General features: G+C 61.5%; 12 protein-coding genes and 1 pseudogene. 8 read left to right on the top strand and 5 right to left on the bottom strand.

Features of this window, described 5'->3' with window-relative positions:
- Positions 1 to 86: 86 nt before the first annotated feature.
- Positions 87 to 428 carry an ISC system 2Fe-2S type ferredoxin gene (gene fdx / locus PQQ96_RS15725; RefSeq protein WP_074282931.1) on the top strand — a complete coding sequence of 114 codons (342 nt, stop codon included), beginning with the start codon at positions 87 to 89 and terminating at the stop codon, positions 426 to 428.
- Between the two features lie 15 nt (positions 429 to 443).
- The gene (gene iscX / locus PQQ96_RS15730; RefSeq protein ID WP_007181290.1) at positions 444 to 641 is read left to right on the top strand and encodes a Fe-S cluster assembly protein IscX; all 198 of its coding nucleotides are present in this window, start codon (positions 444 to 446) and stop codon (positions 639 to 641) included.
- A gap of 129 nt (positions 642 to 770) precedes the next feature.
- Here iscX and PQQ96_RS15735 read toward each other — a convergent pair whose 3' ends face one another.
- The 5 genes from PQQ96_RS15735 to PQQ96_RS15755 form a co-directional block, all read right to left on the bottom strand.
- Entirely contained in the window at positions 771 to 1,484 is a 714-nt protein-coding gene (locus PQQ96_RS15735; protein WP_408293328.1) for a glycine zipper 2TM domain-containing protein, read from the bottom strand.
- Between the two features lie 332 nt (positions 1,485 to 1,816).
- Positions 1,817 to 3,373: a lysine--tRNA ligase gene (lysS, locus tag PQQ96_RS15740; RefSeq protein WP_408293330.1), complete on the bottom strand. Its 1,557-nt coding sequence runs from the start codon at positions 3,371 to 3,373 to the stop codon at positions 1,817 to 1,819.
- Between the two features lie 125 nt (positions 3,374 to 3,498).
- A protein-coding gene (gene prfB / locus PQQ96_RS15745; protein ID WP_201073373.1) for a peptide chain release factor 2 occupies positions 3,499 to 4,603 on the bottom strand; the annotation gives its coding sequence in 2 pieces (ribosomal slippage) (positions 3,499 to 4,521 and positions 4,523 to 4,603; 1,104 coding nt in all).
- Between the two features lie 206 nt (positions 4,604 to 4,809).
- A complete protein-coding gene (recJ, locus tag PQQ96_RS15750; protein ID WP_408293333.1) occupies positions 4,810 to 6,516 on the bottom strand; it encodes a single-stranded-DNA-specific exonuclease RecJ in 1,707 nt (568 codons plus the stop codon).
- A 28-nt stretch (positions 6,517 to 6,544) separates the two neighbouring features.
- Positions 6,545 to 7,696, bottom strand: coding sequence for a regulator (locus PQQ96_RS15755; protein WP_408293336.1), 1,152 nt, complete (start codon positions 7,694 to 7,696; stop codon positions 6,545 to 6,547).
- Positions 7,697 to 7,815: 119 nt separating this feature from the next.
- Here PQQ96_RS15755 and PQQ96_RS15760 point away from each other — a divergent pair, with 119 nt between their 5' ends.
- From PQQ96_RS15760 to PQQ96_RS15785, 6 genes and pseudogenes are all read left to right on the top strand, one after another.
- Positions 7,816 to 8,061 (top strand): hypothetical protein, encoded by a 246-nt coding sequence (locus tag PQQ96_RS15760; protein ID WP_408293338.1) that lies wholly within the window; start codon positions 7,816 to 7,818, stop codon positions 8,059 to 8,061.
- Between the two features lie 309 nt (positions 8,062 to 8,370).
- The gene (locus PQQ96_RS15765; RefSeq protein WP_172315953.1) at positions 8,371 to 9,624 is read left to right on the top strand and encodes a lipoprotein-releasing ABC transporter permease subunit; all 1,254 of its coding nucleotides are present in this window, start codon (positions 8,371 to 8,373) and stop codon (positions 9,622 to 9,624) included.
- Complete coding sequence (gene lolD / locus PQQ96_RS15770; RefSeq protein WP_408293341.1) at positions 9,617 to 10,360, top strand: lipoprotein-releasing ABC transporter ATP-binding protein LolD; 744 nt, start codon at positions 9,617 to 9,619, stop codon at positions 10,358 to 10,360. Before PQQ96_RS15765 ends, lolD begins: the two co-directional genes overlap by 8 nt.
- 48 nt (positions 10,361 to 10,408) lie before the next feature.
- Complete coding sequence (locus PQQ96_RS15775; RefSeq protein ID WP_408293343.1) at positions 10,409 to 11,197, top strand: TatD family hydrolase; 789 nt, start codon at positions 10,409 to 10,411, stop codon at positions 11,195 to 11,197.
- Positions 11,198 to 11,311: 114 nt separating this feature from the next.
- Positions 11,312 to 12,079, top strand: a pseudogene (locus tag PQQ96_RS15780) (ComEC/Rec2 family competence protein); the annotation flags it as partial.
- 295 nt (positions 12,080 to 12,374) lie between these two features.
- Positions 12,375 to 17,360 (top strand): DEAD/DEAH box helicase, encoded by a 4,986-nt coding sequence (locus tag PQQ96_RS15785; protein WP_408293346.1) that lies wholly within the window; start codon positions 12,375 to 12,377, stop codon positions 17,358 to 17,360.
- Positions 17,361 to 17,377 lie beyond the last annotated feature (17 nt).

Raw genomic sequence — 17,377 nt, forward strand, 5'->3', positions numbered from 1 at the left:
GGTAAAAAAAACCCCCCCCCCCGCGCCAGTAAAATGGTACGGAGCCTGTTTGTGGCCGCCGTGCCGCAGACCCAAACGGAAAATGTATGCCTCAAATCGTTGTGCTGCCTCACGTCGAACTGTGCCCGGAAGGCGCGGTGATCGACGCCGTGCCCGGCAAGAGCATCTGCGACACGCTGCTCGATAACGGCATCGAAATCGAGCACGCGTGCGAGAAGTCCTGCGCGTGCACAACCTGTCACGTGATCGTGCGTGAGGGTTTCGCCGCCTTGACGCCGTCCGAGGAAGACGAGGACGATCTGTTGGACAAGGCGTGGGGGCTCGAACCGGCCTCGCGTCTGTCGTGCCAGGCGATGGTGCCGGCCGAGCAGGATCTGGTCGTCGAGATCCCGCGCTACTCGATTAATCACGCGAAGGAAAATCACTAACTGGAGGATGCAGCCATGAAGTGGACCGATACGCAAGACATCGCGATGGCCCTGACTGACAAGCACCAGGACATCGATCCGCAGCAGGTGCGCTTCACTGATTTGCACCGCTGGGTTACCGAGCTGGAAGGTTTCGACGACGATCCTAACCGGTCGAACGAAAAGATCCTCGAAGCGATTCAGGCTGCATGGATCGAGGACGCGGACTACTGAGCGGGCGCATGCCCGGTCCTCCGCTGGCGGCCGGGCGCGACTGATTCCGTTGCGGCTGCGGCAAAGAAAAAGGCGATTCCATTGGAATCGCCTTTTTTAACGCCTGGAGAATCTTCAGGCTGCCAGCGGTCAGGCTGCTACAAGCGTGCCGTTCTCAACCCGCACGCGCTGACCTTGCTGGAACGGCGGCGCTTCATGATAGGTAAAGTAGCGCGTCTTGCCGTTTTCCATCTGCACCCGCACCGAATACGACGTCGTGCTGCGGATATGCTTTTCAACCGAGTTACCGGCGAAGCCGCCGCCGAGTGCTCCGAGGACGGTCATCGCGGTGCGTCCGCCGCCGGCGCCGAACTGATTACCGACCAGGCCCCCGGCCACGGCGCCACCGACCGCGCCGATACCGGTGCCGTGACCTTCCTGACGCACCGCCGAGATCGCGGCCACCGTGCCGCAGCTCGAGCAGTAGGCCGGTTGCGGGGGCTGTTGCGGAGCATATTGCGGTGCCGGTTGGGCCTGTTGCTGCTGGGCGTACTGGGGTTGTTGCGCCGGCGCCGGGGCGCGCTGAGGCGCCTGTTGTTGCGCTGCCTGTTGTGCTGCGTCCTGCGGGGCGGGCTGTTGGGCAACCGGATTGGCCGGCGCTGCCGAATCGACCACGCCCGGTTGGGTGGTCACTTGCGCAGCCTGGGTCTGATCCGTTTGCGCGCCGCTGCTCGACGCCTTCGGGAACAGCCCGGTGACGGCCGCCGTCGCGACGAGACTGGCGATGATTACGGCGCCCGCCGCGGTAGCGACGAGCGGGTGAAGACGACGTTGTTGCGTGGATTTAGTATCTGGATTGTCCATATTGGCCTCCGTCTGGAGCAGAGTCGACTGTTATTGAGACTGAGTGTCGGGCAAATCGATCCCGGGAGGGTTTCAATTTGTAACCATTCCCGGGCAATTATCGCGGCTTGTTCGCGTCAAAGCGCGCGACGCGGGGCGGGGTGCCTGATTCCTTGCGGGTCTGCAGCGGTTTAAGAAAACAGCGGTTCGATGGAGGATACGCGTCTTTTACCGATGGTTACAAACTGTCAGGTTTCGGTCTGCGGTGTTTTTCAAGCGCCGCAAGAAAAAACGCCCGGTTTCGAGCCGGGCGTTTTTCCTTTGCGATCGCGTTGGCGCGAGCGGCGCAGCGATCAGTCTTCGCGGCGCAGATGCGGGAACAGAATCACGTCGCGGATGCTCGGGCTGTCGGTCAGCATCATCACCAGACGGTCGATGCCGATGCCGCAACCGCCGGCCGGCGGCATGCCGTACTCCAGCGCGCGGATGTAGTCCGCGTCGTAGAACATCGCTTCTTCGTCGCCGGCGTCTTTCTGGTCGACCTGCTTCTTGAAGCGGGCCGCCTGATCTTCCGGATCGTTCAGCTCCGAGAAACCGTTGGCGATTTCACGGCCCGTGATGAACAGCTCGAAACGCTCGGTGATGCCGGCGACCTTGTCCGAGGCGCGCGCCAAAGGCGACACTTCAACCGGGTAGTCGATGATGTAGGTCGGCTCCCACAGTTGCGACTCGGCGGTCTCTTCGAACAGCGCCAGTTGCAGCGCACCCACGCCCGCGTTCAGGAATTGCGGCTGCGACGCGTCCACGCCGAACTTCTTCAGTTCCGTGCGCAGGAATGCGTCGTCGCCGAGTTGTGCTTCCGTGTATTGCGGCGCGTACTTCTGGATCGCCTGGCTGATCGTCAAGCGATGGAAGGGCTTGGCCAGATCCAGCTCGCGGCCCTGGTAGCTGATCGTGGCGCTGCCAAGCGCGTCGATCGCGGCCTGGCGGATCAACTGCTCGGTGAAATCCATCAGCCACTTGTAATCGGTGTACGCCGCGTAGAACTCGATCATCGTGAATTCCGGATTGTGGCGTACCGACACGCCCTCATTGCGGAAGTTACGGTTGATCTCGAACACGCGCTCGAAGCCGCCGACCACGAGGCGCTTCAAATACAGTTCCGGCGCGATGCGCAGGAACATTTGCATATCGAGCGCGTTGTGGTGCGTCTTGAACGGCTTGGCCGCCGCGCCGCCCGGAATCGGGTGCAGCATCGGCGTTTCGACTTCCATGAAGTCGGCATCCGACATGAACTTGCGGATCGACGAAATCGCCTTGGTGCGCGCGACGAAGGTCTTGCGCGTTTCCGGCGTGACGATCAGGTCGACGTAGCGCTGGCGGTACTTCATTTCCTGGTCGGCCAAGCCGTGGAACTTGTCCGGCAGCGGACGCAGCGACTTCGACAGCAAGCGCAGTTCGGTGCAGCGCACCGAGAGTTCGCCCTTGTTGGTGCGGAACAGCACGCCGCGCGCCGCGACGATGTCGCCCATGTCCCACTTCTTGAAGGCGTCGTACTTCTCCTGACCGACGTCGGCAGGCGTGATGAAGAACTGGATCTGACCCGAACCGTCGCGCACGGTGGCAAAGCTTGCCTTGCCCATCACGCGCTTGAGCATCATGCGGCCGGCGATCGCGACTTCGAGCGGATTCGCTTCGAGCGCTTCCTTGTCGGCTTCGGCGTATTTCGATTGCAGATCTTCGGCGTGATGCGTGGGGCGGAAATCGTTCGGATAGGCGACGCCTTGCTCACGCAGTTCGCGCAGCTTTTCGCGGCGCTCGGCCATGATCTTGTTGTCGTCTACCTCGGGTACGACATTCGGTCGGGCCGCGTCAGGCTGGGCCGCATTCGGCTGGGTCGGTTCGGTCATGATGATTTGGTATTCGGTGGCCCGCATCAGGATGGTCCGCATGCGGGTGGCCAGTCAGTGAAAAACCTCAGGCGCTATGACAAAGATACGGCGCAGCGATGCGATGCATGCTGCGCCGGTTGCGCTTAGACGCCCTGTTTCAGGCTGGCGCTGATAAACGGATCGAGGTCGCCGTCGAGCACGCTCTTGGTATTGCTGATTTCGACGTTGGTGCGCAGATCCTTGATACGGCTGTTGTCCAGCACGTACGAGCGGATCTGATGACCCCAGCCCACATCGGTCTTGCCGGCCTCGAGCTTGTCCTGCTCTTCCTGCCGCTTGCGGATTTCCGCTTCGTACAGGCGCGATTTCAGCATGGCCATCGCTTCAGCCCGGTTGCGGTGCTGCGAACGGTCGTTCTGGCACTGCACGACGATGCCCGACGGCATGTGCGTAATCCGCACGGCCGAATCGGTCTTGTTGATGTGCTGACCGCCCGCGCCGGACGCGCGGTACGTGTCGATGCGCAGATCGGCCGGATTGACGTCGACTTCGATCGAATCGTCGATTTCCGGGTACACGAACACCGACGAGAACGACGTATGACGGCCGCCCGACGAATCGAACGGCGACTTGCGCACGAGGCGGTGCACGCCGGTTTCGGTGCGCAGGAAGCCGTACGCGTATTCGCCTTCGATCTTGATCGTGGCGTTCTTGATGCCCGCGACGTCGCCGTCGGTCTGTTCCAGTACTTCGGTCTTGAAGCCCTTGCGCTCGCAGTAGCGCAGATACTGGCGCAGCAGCATGGACGCCCAGTCGCACGCCTCGGTGCCGCCGGCGCCGGCCTGGATATCCAGAAAGGCGTTGTTCGGATCGGCCGGGTTCGCGAACATCCGGCGGAATTCCATGTCGGCGACACGTTGTTCGATGCCTTGCGCGTCTGATTCGCAGGCGAGGAGGGTTTCCTCGTCGTCTTCTTCGCGGGCCATGTCGAACAGGTCCTGCGCGTCGCGCAGGTCGTTATCGAGCGACGTGAGTTTGCCGACGACGTCGTCGAGCAGCTTCTTTTCCCGGCCGAGGGCCTGGGCGTGCTTCGAGTCGTTCCAGACGTCCGGGTCTTCGAGTTCCCGGTTGACTTCGATTAGACGCAGTGCTTTGTCGTCGTAGTCAAAGATACCCCCGTAGCGAATCCGCGCGCGTGCGCAGGTCCGCCAGTGAGGCTTCGATCGCGTTGAGACGTTCCGCTTCCATGTCGATCTTTTATAGCTTCGTAAAAAGGGGAAATTATAGCCGATCGGCGCGCCACGCCGGAGGCTTGTGAGCGATCCGGCGCGGGTTTGGGGTTGATTTGGCGGGGTTTTTTGGCGCTTTGCGAACAAGGCGGGCAGGACCCGGGCAGCCGATGAGCCGTTCGCGCGCAGCATATGGGGGCCGCGCGCAGCAACCCGGCAACGGCTTCAGCTCGCCGCGTGCTCGACGATCAATTGCACCCGCGACACGCCGTTCCACGTGTCGCTGGCCAACCGGTAGGCAACGGTGGTGCGGGCGGGAAGGGTGTCGGTGTGGTTGAACCAGATTGCGTTGAAACGCTGTCGGCCGCGCACAAGTTGCAGCTTCAGATGCCTGTCTTTCACCAGCGCCTGCGAGGCAATGTCGAATTCGCCGGAAAACACCGGCGCCGGGAAGCCCTGACCCCATACGGCGGCGTCGAGCATTTCGACGAATTGCGGCGTGAAGTAGGCGTCTTCGAGTTCACCGTCGGTTTCAACCGTACGCGAAAGCGCCTCTTCGGAGAGCCATTCGCGGCCCACGGCCTCGAACGCGGCGGTAAAGCGCGGCACGTCGGCGGCGGCGAGCGTCAGGCCCGCGGCCATCGCGTGGCCGCCGAATTTGACGATCAGGCCCGGCTCGCGCTTCGAGATCAGATCAAGCGCGTCACGCAGATGGAAGCCCGAGATCGAACGGCCCGAGCCTTTGACGAGCTGCCCGCTGTCGTCGGCGAGCGCGAACGTGAACGACGGGCGGTGGAATTTCTCCTTCAACCGCCCGGCGACGATGCCAATCACGCCCTGGTGCCAGCTCGGATTGAACAGCGTGATGGTGGTAGCGCCCTCGGGATTGATCGCCGAGAGGTCTTCGAGCGCCTGCTGCTGCATGCCGGCTTCGATTTCGCGGCGCTCGCGATTCATCGTATCGAGTTGCTGCGAAAGATCCCATGCGCGGCCGATGTCGTCGGTGGTCAGGCATTCGATGCCGAGCGACATGTCCGACAGGCGGCCGGCCGCGTTCAGACGCGGCCCGAGCGCGAAACCGAGGTCGAAACCCGAGGCGCTGCGGGCGTCGCGCGCGGCGGCGCGGAAGAGGGCGGCGATGCCCGGTTGCATCTTGCCTTTGCGAATCCGCTGCAGACCTTGCGCGACCAGCACGCGGTTATTGCCGTCGAGCTTGACCACGTCGGCCACCGTCCCGAGCGCGACCAGATCGAGCAGGCCATCCAGGCGCGGCTCGGGGAAATCGTCGTTGAAGGCGCCGCGGCGGCGCAATTCCGCGCGCAATGCCAGCAGCACATAAAACATCACGCCCACGCCCGCAATGCACTTGCTCGGAAACGTGCAGCCCGGCTGGTTCGGATTGACGATGGCGCGTGCAGCCGGCAATTCGTCGCCGGGGAGGTGGTGATCGGTGACTAGCACGTCGATGCCGAGCGCATTGGCCGCTTCCACGCCGTCGACGCTGGCGATGCCGTTATCGACCGTAATCAGCAGTTCCGGCTTGCCCGACGCGCAGCGAGCGGCCAGCGCGACGATCTCCGGCGTCAGGCCATAACCGTACTCGAAACGATTCGGCACCAGATACTCGATCTGGCCGCCGAACATGCGCAGCCCGCGCACCGCGACCGCGCAGGCGGTGGCGCCGTCACAGTCGTAGTCGGCGACCACCAGCATGCGGCGTTTGCCCTGAATCGCATCGGCGAGCAGCACCGCAGCGTCTTCGCAGCCCTTGAGCGCGGCAGGCGGCACGAGCCGCGCGAGACCGGTTTCGATTTCATCGGGCATGCACACGCCGCGCGCGGCGTACAGGCGCGCGAGCACCGGGTGCAGGCCGTGGCGGGTGAGGACTTCGGCGTCGACGGGTGAGCCGGCGCGCGTAACGATTCGAGTCATTCGGAAAGGCCGTGGATCATTCGATAAATCATTCGATGAAGAGCGAGGCGAGCACGCGCCGTCGCCAGAATTTGCGCAGGTCGCCGCGCGTCACCGTGAGCGTCACCGAGCCGGTGTCGCCGCACAGCGTCAGGCCGAGTTCGTCGAGCTGGCCCGACTGCAGCGCCTCCAGCGCCGGTTCGAACCAGTCGGCTTGCAACGCGGCGAAGGCGTCGTTCCAGCGCGCCCAGTCCTGCTCGATGTAGGGCGAGGAGAAGGGATCGAGTTCGACCAGCGTGGCGCCGTTGGCGTGGGCATTTGCGTTAGCGGACGCGCCACCCGGCGTGTTGCCCGAGGCGCCGCCCGCAGCGGTAACGGCCCTGAGCGCCGCAAACGACGCCGGCGGCGCAGCGGTCGCGACGCCCGCCGTCATGGCGAGGCCGCGCGTGGCCGCCGCGTCGGAGAAGACCCGCGCAAACGGACTCGTCACCGGTTGCGCCGCGCCCTGTGCGTGAAACCAGATCGAGTTGACGGCCGGCAGGCCACGCGCCTCGCGTGCTTCATTGACCGGATGCTCGAACCACGCCATCTGCACTTCGTTCTGCAGCTTCATCCAGGTGCGCGAACGCTCGCCGGAATGTGCCTCGTGCGGCAGCCAGATTTCGATGTTGCGGCCGCTCGCGCGCAACGGCGACGCCCCGGCCAGCGTGCCGAAGCCGTCGCCCGACAAATACCAGCGGGTGGGCTTCGGCGCCTCGATTCGTACGCCGAGCTCCTCGATCAACGGCCGCGCGATCGCCAGCAGCACGCTGGCTTCGTCATCCGACAGGTCGAGCGAGGCCGGGTCGATCAGCACCAGATGGTCGTGCGCGATGCGCACGTGCACCGGTTGCACACAGGCCCACGTGGCGTTGCCGGGCTCGCCGCCGTCGGCGCGCAGCATGTACGGGGCCAGCGGCGCTTCGTCGGCGGCCGCCGCGCCGCTGGGCAGCGCGCCGAACTGGCGTGCCACCCAGCGCTCGTGTGGCAGCGTGCGCTGAAAATCTTCGCCAACTACCCGTTCGAGCAGCGTCGCGCGGGCGATCAGCCGGTCGAGGGCCGGACTCTGGATGTCGTGCAGGGCGGTGGAGGCGTCCACTGCGGCGGGCAGCGCAAAGGGCAGGAGAAGATGAAGACGGTTGGCGTGCATGATGCTGCGCATTGTAGGGCAAAGAGTGCGAGTATTCAGACCATATCGGCGGATTCGGGCACTGCACCCGAGCCCCGCTAATGGCAGCAGCCGGGCGCGGCCGCACCGCGCACATGAAGAGGGAGACCGACATGTCGCGTGAACTGAAAACCGAGCAGGAACTGCTGGGATTGGTCGTGCAGGCGCTCAACGCCAATCCGGCCACGGCCGGCTGGATTCCGACCGGATTCCATGAAACCGTCGAGGACGAGGACGGCTGCAACTGGGATATCACCCATCTGCATCGTGACCGTAAAGACGCGGAGGTGCGCGACGTCGCGACCAGCGAGGCAGCCGCGATCATCAATGGTCTGAGGAGCCGCTACAACCTGCGCTAGGGGATGGGCCGTGGGTCCGGCGTGCAAAGCCTTTGCGCGGGGGCGCGGCATTGTATGGCAAACTTCGCGCTTGGTTGAGGGCAGTGGCAGCGGCGGCGGGGCGGCGGCTCCCGTGGCGCGGGGTTTGCCGGGCGCACCGGAAGGCGCTGCAAGGCGCCGGAACGTCATACCGGAACCATCCGGGTTGCCGCGACACCAATGATCACGACGCTCAGGCCGCACGACAGGCGCGACAGCTTCACGTTGCCGCCGTCATGCACAGTAAGTAAATGGCCCACGAGCAGACGAAGAACGCAGAAAAGGATTCGCTTGAAATTTCCCTACGAATGGCAGATTGGCTGGCGCTACACCCGCGCCGGCAAACGCACGACCGGTAACGGCTTCATTTCCTTCATTGCGCTCGTGTCGATGTCGGGCATCGCGCTCGGCGTCGCGGCGCTGATCGTCGTGTTGTCCGTGATGAACGGTTTCCAGAAAGAGGTGCGTGACCGGATGCTGTCGGTGCTGGCGCACGTCGAAATCTTTTCGCCGACCGGGTCGATGCCCGACTGGCAGTTGACCGCCAAGGAAGCCCGCCAGAACAAGGAAGTGATCGGCGCGGCACCGTATGTCGACGCGCAGGCCCTGCTCACACGCCAGGACGCCGTGAGCGGTGTGGCGCTGCGCGGCGTCGAGCCGTCGCTCGAGCCTGAAGTTTCCGACATCGGTAAGGAAATGAAGGGTGGCAAGCTGACCGACCTCGTGCCGGGCGACTTCGGCATCGTGCTGGGCGCGGACCTCGCCACCAATCTCGGCGTAACGGTCAACGACAAGATCACGCTGGTCGCGCCTGAAGGCACGATCACGCCCGCCGGCATGCTGCCGCGGCTGAAACAGTTCACCGTAGTGGGCATCTTCGAGTCGGGGCATTACGAATACGACAGCACGCTTGCGCTGATCAACATCAAGGATGCCGAGGCGCTGTTCCGGCTATCCGCGCCGACTGGCGTGCGGTTGCGCCTGACTGACATGCAGCGGGCGCCGGAGGTCGCGCATCAGCTGGCGCGCAGCTTGTCCGGTGATTTGTATATCCGCGACTGGACCCAGCAGAACAAGACCTGGTTCTCGGCGGTACAGATCGAAAAACGCATGATGTTCATCATCCTCACGCTGATCATCGCGGTGGCGGCGTTCAATCTGGTGTCGTCGCTGGTGATGACGGTGACCAACAAGCAGGCCGACATCGCGATTTTGCGCACGCTTGGCGCCCAGCCTGGCTCGATCATGAAGATATTCGTGGTGCAGGGCGTGACCATCGGCTTTATCGGCACGGCGACCGGCGTCGCGCTCGGCTGCCTGATCGCATGGAGCATTCCGTGGCTCGTGCCGATGATCGAGCATCTGCTTGGCGTGCAGTTCCTGCCGCCGTCCGTCTATTTCATCAGCGAACTGCCGTCTGAACTGATTCCCGCCGACGTGGCGCGGATCGGCATCATCGCGTTTGCGATGTCGGCGCTGGCGACCCTTTATCCGAGCTGGCGTGGTGCGAAAGTCCGTCCTGCGGAGGCACTGCGCTATGAATGACCGTTCCACTAGCGTATCCATGGCCCCTGAAGACACCGCGCTGCATCCCTATGTTCTCGAAGCGACCGGCATTTCGAAGTCGTTTGTGCAGGGTGGCCTCAACGTGCATGTGCTCAACAATGCGCAACTGAATGTCCGGCGCGGCGAAAAGCTGGCGATCGTCGGCGCGTCCGGCTCCGGCAAAAGCACACTGCTGCACGTGCTCGGCGGCCTCGACGATCCGAGCGCGGGCCATGTCTCAGTGATGGGCAAGCCCTTTACGAAGCTCTCCGAGCGCGAGCGCAACGACCTGCGTAATCGCGCACTTGGTTTCGTGTACCAGTTCCACCATCTGCTGCCGGAATTCACCGCGCTCGACAATGTCGCCATGCCGCTGCGGATTCGCCGCATGACGACCGAAGCGGCGCGGCACGAAGCGCTCGCGGTGCTGGAGCGCGTCGGCATGGGGCATCGCGCGAAGCATCGTCCCGGCGAGCTGTCGGGCGGCGAGCGTCAACGTGTCGCCATCGCGCGGGCGCTGGTGACGAAGCCCGCTTGCGTGCTTGCCGACGAACCCACCGGCAATCTGGACGGCGGCACCGCCGACACCGTGTTCAACCTGATGCTCGAGCTGTCGCAAACATTCGACACCAGTTTCGTGATCGTCACGCACGATCCGGAACTGGCCGGACGTTGCGACCGGATCATGCGGTTGCGCGACGGCGTCTTGCACGAAGAGCCGCCGGTGCCGGTTTAATCAGCCGCGCTGAACCCAAGCGATGCTCTGCTGCTAGCGAGGCGCGCCATGTGGATCGATACGCACTGCCATCTCGACGCTTCGGAATTCAACGCCGACCGTGATGAAGTCGCTAATGCGGCGCGTCAGGCAGGGGTAGGGCGTATCGTGATTCCCGCGATCGGCCGCGAGAACTTCGTAACGGTGCGCGAACTCGCGCACCGCGTCGACGGCGGCGCGTATGCGCTCGGCATCCATCCGCTCTTCACGCCGGGCGCCGAAGAGCGCGATCTCGACCTGCTGCGCATGGAAATCGAGGCGAGTCTCGACGATCCGCTGTTTGTGGGCATCGGCGAGATCGGCCTCGATTATTTCGTCGACGGTCTCGACGATGCGCGCCAGCAGTTCTTCTATAACGGTCAACTTCAACTGGCGCGCGAATTCGATCTGCCGGTGATTTGCCACGTGCGCAAATCGCAGGATCAGGTGATCAAAGGGTTGCGGCGGCATCAGATTCATCGCGGCATCGCCCACGCTTTCAACGGCAGTTTCCAGCAGGCTCAGGCGTATATCGACCAGGGCATGCATCTCGGTTTCGGCGGCAATCTGACGTTCGAGCGGGCGCGACAGATCCGGCGGCTGGCGGAGCAATTGCCGTTCGACGCGCTGGTCGTCGAGACCGACGCGCCGGATATCGCGCCTTCCTGGATGTATAAGCAGCGCAACTCGCCGGAGCAGATTCCGCGCATTGGCGCGGGCCTCGCGCAACTGCGCGGCATGACCGCCGACGAAGCCGCCCTAGGCACAACGGCTAACGCGCTCGCCGCGCTGCCGCGGCTCGCCCTTTCCTCTGCATAATTGAACGCGATGGTTTAAGTGGTTCGCGCCGGGCGGAACACACGCCCGGCGGGCTTCCTGACGCCTGCTCGCTGTGTGTCGCGCCGTCCGGCGACAGCAGGGAGGAAGGGGCGGATGCGGGCATGGTGGTGCGGGTTTGCGTTGGGGGTGATCTGGCTGCAGCGGCAGGCGGTGTTGCCGGGATGGGGTGGCTGGTGCGGGCTGGTGCTGGTCGGGTGCGTTGCGATGCTTGTCGCGATGTGGGGATTGCGCCGCGGCGCTTCGCGCGTCGGCTGGGGCGCATTGTGGATCGCGGCCTTATGTGTGGGCTTTGGCTATGCCGCCTGGCGCGCGGAAACCCGGCTCGCGGTGAGCTTGCCGAGCGCCTGGGAGGGCCGTGATATCGACGTCGTCGGCAGCATCAAGGGTCTGCCTTCACGCGACGCAAAGGGCGCGCGTTTCCTGTTCAATATCGAGTCGGTCGAGGCGCCGATCGCCGCTTTTCCGCGCGTGATTCAGCTGTCGTGGATTGCCGAAGATGCACCTGCGCCCTTGCTCGAACCGGGCGCGCGCTGGCGTCTGACTGTGCGGCTCAAACGCCCGCATGGCAATGCAAACTTCGGTGTGCGTGATGCCGAAGCCAGTTTGCTGGCGCGCAATGTGCGCGCCACCGGCTATGTCAGCACACCGGCTCATGCTGTGCGTTTGCCCGGCAACGCGCGGGGCGTAAGCGTGACGGTCGATCGCTGGCGCGCCGCGCTGCGTGCGCGTATCGACACGGTGCTCGCCGAGGCGCCGCACCTTGGGATCGTGGTGGCGCTCGCGATCGGCGCGCAGGACGAAGTCAGTGCGGCCGACTGGCTGCTGATGCGCGGCACGGGCACCAGTCATCTGGTGGCCATCTAGTGGCGAAGAACACACATGCGCCATCGTGCGGAAAAGCCGTGAGGAATGCTTGGCCTGCGCCGAAAGGGGTGATGTACTGCACAGATACTGACGCGAGGGATGTTGCCGAACCGCTGGAATAGATTCAGGCGGTACGGACTTCATCGGTCCGCAGGGGATGCAACGTCGTCCCGAACGCACCACCTTACCCATGCAGGATCGCTCTAAATCGTCCCGACACGGTAGCAATGCTACCGTTTTAGTATCATGTGAGCCGCGATTTCTGCCGCGCGAACTCAGACGAAAAGTAAAAATGACCGCACTCGAAACTATCCTGGATTCCTTCCGACAAGCCGCCGTGACTGAACGGGAGAAGGGCACGTACTTCGAGGAACTGATTTGCTGCTATTTGCGTAACGAAGCCACGTATCGCGATCTCTACAGCGATGTGTGGACTTATGGCGAGTGGGCGGACCTGCAAGGTCTCGATAAGCGGGACACCGGCATCGACCTTGTGGCAAAGACGCAAGGAACTGGCGAATACCATGCCATCCAATGCAAGATGTATGCGCCGGACTACCGCGTACAGAAAGGCGACATCGACAGCTTCTTTACGGCATCGGGCAAGAAGCCCTTCACGCGCCGGATCATTGTCGCCACGACGAACCATTGGAGCGAACACGCGGAAGACGCGTTGCTGGATCAGCAGCCGCCCGTCAGCAAGATCGACCTGACCGCCCTTGAGGAGAGCCAGATTGATTGGTTGCATTATCAGCCGAAGGCCGCGCCAGTCATCAAGGCCAAGAAGCAACTGCGTCCACACCAAGTCAGTGCATTGAACGCAGTTGTCCATGGTCTGGTGGATGCCGACCGTGGCAAGCTGATAATGGCCTGCGGGACCGGGAAAACGTACGCCAGCTTGAAGATTGCCGAGACGTTGGCCGGTGCCGGTAAGCGAGTCCTGTTTCTCGTTCCAAGCCTGTCCCTGCTATCGCAATCCCTGACGGAATGGACGCAGGAAAGTGAGACGCCGCTTCATAGCTTCGCCGTGTGTTCGGACAGCGATGTCGGCAAGAAACGCAAAAAAGAAGACGATATGGTTCAGACCTTCGTCCATGAACTGCGCTATCCGGCCACGACCGATTCGGCCCGACTGGCGGCAGAAATGGCGAAGCGGCACGACGCGTCACACATGAGCGTCGTTTTTAGTACCTATCACTCCATCGACGTAATCAACCGTGCGCAGACGCAGTTCGGGCTGGCGGACTTCGATCTGATCGTCTGCGATGAAGCACACCGCACGACGGGCGCGACGTTCGGCGACGATGACGAAAGCACCTTCGTTCGGGTCCACGACGCCGACTACATCCGGTCCGCCAAGCGCCTGTACATGACGGCGACTCCGCGTATCTATGGCGATTCTGCCAAGGCTACGGCTGAACGCGACAACGTGGCGCTCTGTTCGATGGACGACAAGGCGCTGTACGGGGAAGAACTGTTCGTCATCACGTTCTCGGAAGCCGTAAAACGCGGGTTGCTCGTCGATTACAAGGTGATCGTGCTGGCGGTCGAGGAAAAGCACGTCAATCGACGCCTGCAAGGCCTGCTGCGGGATGACGACAACCAGCTAAAGGTGGACGACGCTGCCAAAATCGTCGGCTGCTGGAAAGCCCTGTCGAAGAAGGGATTGACCGAAGACTTGGTTGGCGACGGCGATCCGATGAGTCGTGCGGTGGCCTTCTGTCAGGTCATCGAAGTCTCGAAAGGTGCGAAGACGCACAAAGTAAGCTCGAAACAGATCGCCGGGATGTTCCAAGCCGTCGTTGAAGCGTATCAAGACAGCGAAGAAACAGAAGAGTTTGAACAGGCGGCCCGACTTCACTGCGAAGCCGAACACGTTGACGGCGGCATGAACGCCAGCGAGAAGGAAGCGAAGCTGGCATGGTTGAAAGCCGAGACACCAGAGAACACGTGTCGCATCCTCAGTAACGTTCGCTGCTTGTCCGAAGGTGTGGATGTTCCGGCGCTGGATGCCGTGCTGTTCCTCACGCCGCGCAACTCGCAGGTTGACGTAGTGCAGTCGGTCGGTCGTGTGATGCGCAATGCGCCGGGAAAGAAGCGCGGTTATGTGGTTCTGCCGGTGGTGATCCCGGTTGACGTTGAACCCCATGAAGCCTTGAACGACAACAAGACCTATGCCGTTGTGTGGCAAGTCCTGCAAGCCCTGCGTTCGCACGATGACCGCTTCGATGCGATGGTGAATAAACTCGATTTGATCGGGAAAGACACCAGCAAGATGGAAGTCATCGCGATCACTGACAAAATCCAGAAGAAGCAGGAGAAGGCCAAGGGGCCGAAAAACAAGGATGCCGGTAAGGGCGGCTTCACCATCGGCGAAGCGGTCAAGAAGCGCACGGAACCTGACCAGCACGAACTGCAATTTGAAATCGGTGAGATCGAGAAGGCAATCTACGCCAAGCTGGTCCAGAAGGTCGGCAATCGCCATCATTGGGAAGATTGGGCCAACGACATCGCGAAGATCGCACGGACTCACATAGACCGGATCACTGGCATCATCGAAAGCCCGGACAATGCCAAAGAGCGTGAAGCGTTTGATGACTTCGCCCGCGAACTTCGTGGCGACCTGAACAGCAGCATCACGGACGGCGAGATCATCGAGATGCTGGCGCAACATCTCATCACGAAGCCGGTGTTCGACGCCCTGTTCGAAGACTATAGCTTCGCGAAGCACAACCCGATGTCGCTTGCGATGCAGGGCGTGTTGGATGTGCTGCAAGAACACCGGCTGGACAAGGAAGCCGAAACGCTGGAACGATTCTATGAGAGCGTGAAACTTCGGGCCGAAGGCATCGACAACGCGGCGGGCAAGCAGAAGATCGTCGTTGAACTATACGACAAGTTCTTCCGCAACGCCTTCCCGAAGATGACGGAGCGGTTGGGGATTGTCTATACGCCGGTCGAAGTGGTGGACTTCATCATCCATAGTGTCGCGGATGTCTTGAAGACCGAATTCGGGCAGACCTTGGGTAGCAAGGGCGTTCACATCATTGATCCTTTCGTCGGTACGGGCACGTTCGTGACCCGCCTGCTGCAAAGCGGCCTTATCACGCCCGACGAACTGCCGCACAAGTACAAGCACGAAATCCATGCCAACGAGATCGTCCTGCTGGCCTACTACATCGCCGCGATCAATATCGAAGCGGTGTATCACGGTATCGTCGGCGGCGAGTACCAGCCGTATGAAGGCATCTGCCTTGCTGATACCTTTCAGCTTTACGAAAAGGAAGACTTGGTTGACGCAGTGCTGGCGCAAAATAGCGCGCGGCGGAAGCGCCAGAAGAAGCTGGACATTCGCGTAATCATTGGCAATCCGCCATATTCGGTCGGACAACGGAGCGAGAACGACAACAATGACAATGTGGAGTACCCACATCTGGACAGCCGCATCCGCACCACGTATGCAGAGCGGTCGAATGCAGTTCTGGCGAAAGGGCTGTACGACAGCTACATCCGGGCCATAAGATGGGCCAGCGACCGAATTGGTGATAGCGGCGTCGTCGGCTTCGTCACCAACGCAGGCTTTCTTGATTCGAACACTGCCGATGGCCTACGCCGGTGCTTAGTCGATGAATTTTCCAGCATCTATGTGTTTCATTTGCGCGGCAATCAGCGCACTTCCGGTGATCTATCGCGAAAGGAAGGCGGCAAGATTTTTGGCAGTGGCAGCCGCGCACCGATTGCCATCTCCATACTGGTCAAGAATCCGAAGGCTACACAGCACGGGCAGATTTATTTTCACGACATCGGCGACTATCTGAGCCGTGAAGACAAGCTGGACAAGATCCGCGCCTTTGCCAGTATTGCCGGAATCTCAGCAAGCGTTGGCTGGCAGACCATCGCACCGGATGAACACGCTGACTGGCTAAAACAGCGCGATGGTCGATTCGGCGAATATGTTGCGCTGGGCGACAAGAAGGGAAATGGTCTCAAACTCTTTGAGAATTTTTCGCAGGGCGTTCTAACCGCCCGAGACGCATGGTGCTATAACGCTTCGAGAGAAGCATTAGCCGCTAACATGACCCGCATGATTGATTTTTACAATCATGAATTATTGCGGCTGACCGACGCATTCCCTGAGTTAGACAAGAAGGCGCGCGACGTGAAGGTTGAAAATGGTTTCATCAACACAGACCCGGCGCAAATCAGTTGGTCTCGTTCGCTGAAGCAAGAGTTGTCCAAGGGGCGGCAGTTTGCCTTCGATGAACAGTGTCTGGCGCAAAGCCTGTACCGTCCGTTTAAGAAGCAATGGCTATATTTCAACCGCCGCTTCAATGAGATGGTGTATCAGATGCCGCGTATCTTTCCAGATGCGACCGCGACCAATCGAATGATAATGATAAAGCAGCGATGGAACGGCGGGGGCCAACTGGCACTAATGGTGGACCGGGTCGTAGAATTCCAGATAGACGGTGGTGCTCAGTGCTTCCCGCTGTACCTTTATGACGAAGCGTCGGCTTCGCTCGACGTTTCTCCGCAGGTTGGACTGTTCGACGCGCCACAGCCCGCTAAACCGCAGCGCAGGTGCCGCCATGCATTGACTGACGAAGGGCTGGCCCACTTTCGATCAGCTTGGGATGGCGAAAGCATCTCCAAGGAAGACGTTTTCTACTATGTCTATGGCCTACTGCACTCATCGGACTATCGCGAACGTTACGCTGACAATCTCTCCAAGGAGTTGCCGCATATCCCTTGCGTGAAGACGGCAGCCGACTTCTGGGCGTTTTCGACCGCTGGCAGCAAGCTGGCGGACCTGCACGTCAATTACGAGACGGTTGAGAAGTATGCGTGTCAGATTGAAGGTGGCGGACTGTTGTTGACCGATGCCGACTATCGGGTGGAAAAGATGAAGTACGGTAAGAATGGCAAGGACAAAGACCTGACCACCTTGATCTACAACGACAAGATCACGCTGAAAGGCATCCCACTGGAAGCCTACGAATATGTAGTCAACGGCAAGCCCGCACTGGATTGGGTTGTCGAACGACAGTGCGTCAAGACCGAAAAGGACAGCGGCATCGTCAACGACGCGAACGATTATGCGACTGAGACGATGAACAATCCGCGCTACCCGTTGGAACTGTTCCAGCGGGTCGTGACGGTCAGTCTGGAAACGATGAAGATTGTGAAGTCGTTGCCGCGTCTCGATGTTCAGCAGCCGGTTCCGGCGATGATGCAGTCGGTGCCATCGAATGAAACGCCGGACGCACTGGCAATATGAATCGGGCACATCGTCAG

Origin of the sequence: Paraburkholderia sediminicola (genome assembly GCF_046027825.1) — a bacterium.
Classification (GTDB): Bacteria; Pseudomonadota; Gammaproteobacteria; order Burkholderiales; family Burkholderiaceae; genus Paraburkholderia; species Paraburkholderia sediminicola_D.

What these genes read in the sequence shown, in the direction of transcription:
- fdx (WP_074282931.1), top strand. Translation starts at nt 87, where the DNA reads ATGCCTCAAATCGTTGTGCTGCCTCACGTCGAACTGTGCCCGGAAGGC.
- iscX (WP_007181290.1), top strand. Translation starts at nt 444, where the DNA reads ATGAAGTGGACCGATACGCAAGACATCGCGATGGCCCTGACTGACAAG.
- PQQ96_RS15735 (WP_408293328.1), bottom strand. Translation starts at nt 1,484, where the DNA reads ATGGACAATCCAGATACTAAATCCACGCAACAACGTCGTCTTCACCCG.
- lysS (WP_408293330.1), bottom strand. Translation starts at nt 3,373, where the DNA reads ATGACCGAACCGACCCAGCCGAATGCGGCCCAGCCTGACGCGGCCCGA.
- recJ (WP_408293333.1), bottom strand. Translation starts at nt 6,516, where the DNA reads ATGACTCGAATCGTTACGCGCGCCGGCTCACCCGTCGACGCCGAAGTC.
- PQQ96_RS15755 (WP_408293336.1), bottom strand. Translation starts at nt 7,696, where the DNA reads ATGCGCAGCATCATGCACGCCAACCGTCTTCATCTTCTCCTGCCCTTT.
- PQQ96_RS15760 (WP_408293338.1), top strand. Translation starts at nt 7,816, where the DNA reads ATGTCGCGTGAACTGAAAACCGAGCAGGAACTGCTGGGATTGGTCGTG.
- lolD (WP_408293341.1), top strand. Translation starts at nt 9,617, where the DNA reads ATGAATGACCGTTCCACTAGCGTATCCATGGCCCCTGAAGACACCGCG.
- PQQ96_RS15775 (WP_408293343.1), top strand. Translation starts at nt 10,409, where the DNA reads ATGTGGATCGATACGCACTGCCATCTCGACGCTTCGGAATTCAACGCC.
- PQQ96_RS15785 (WP_408293346.1), top strand. Translation starts at nt 12,375, where the DNA reads ATGACCGCACTCGAAACTATCCTGGATTCCTTCCGACAAGCCGCCGTG.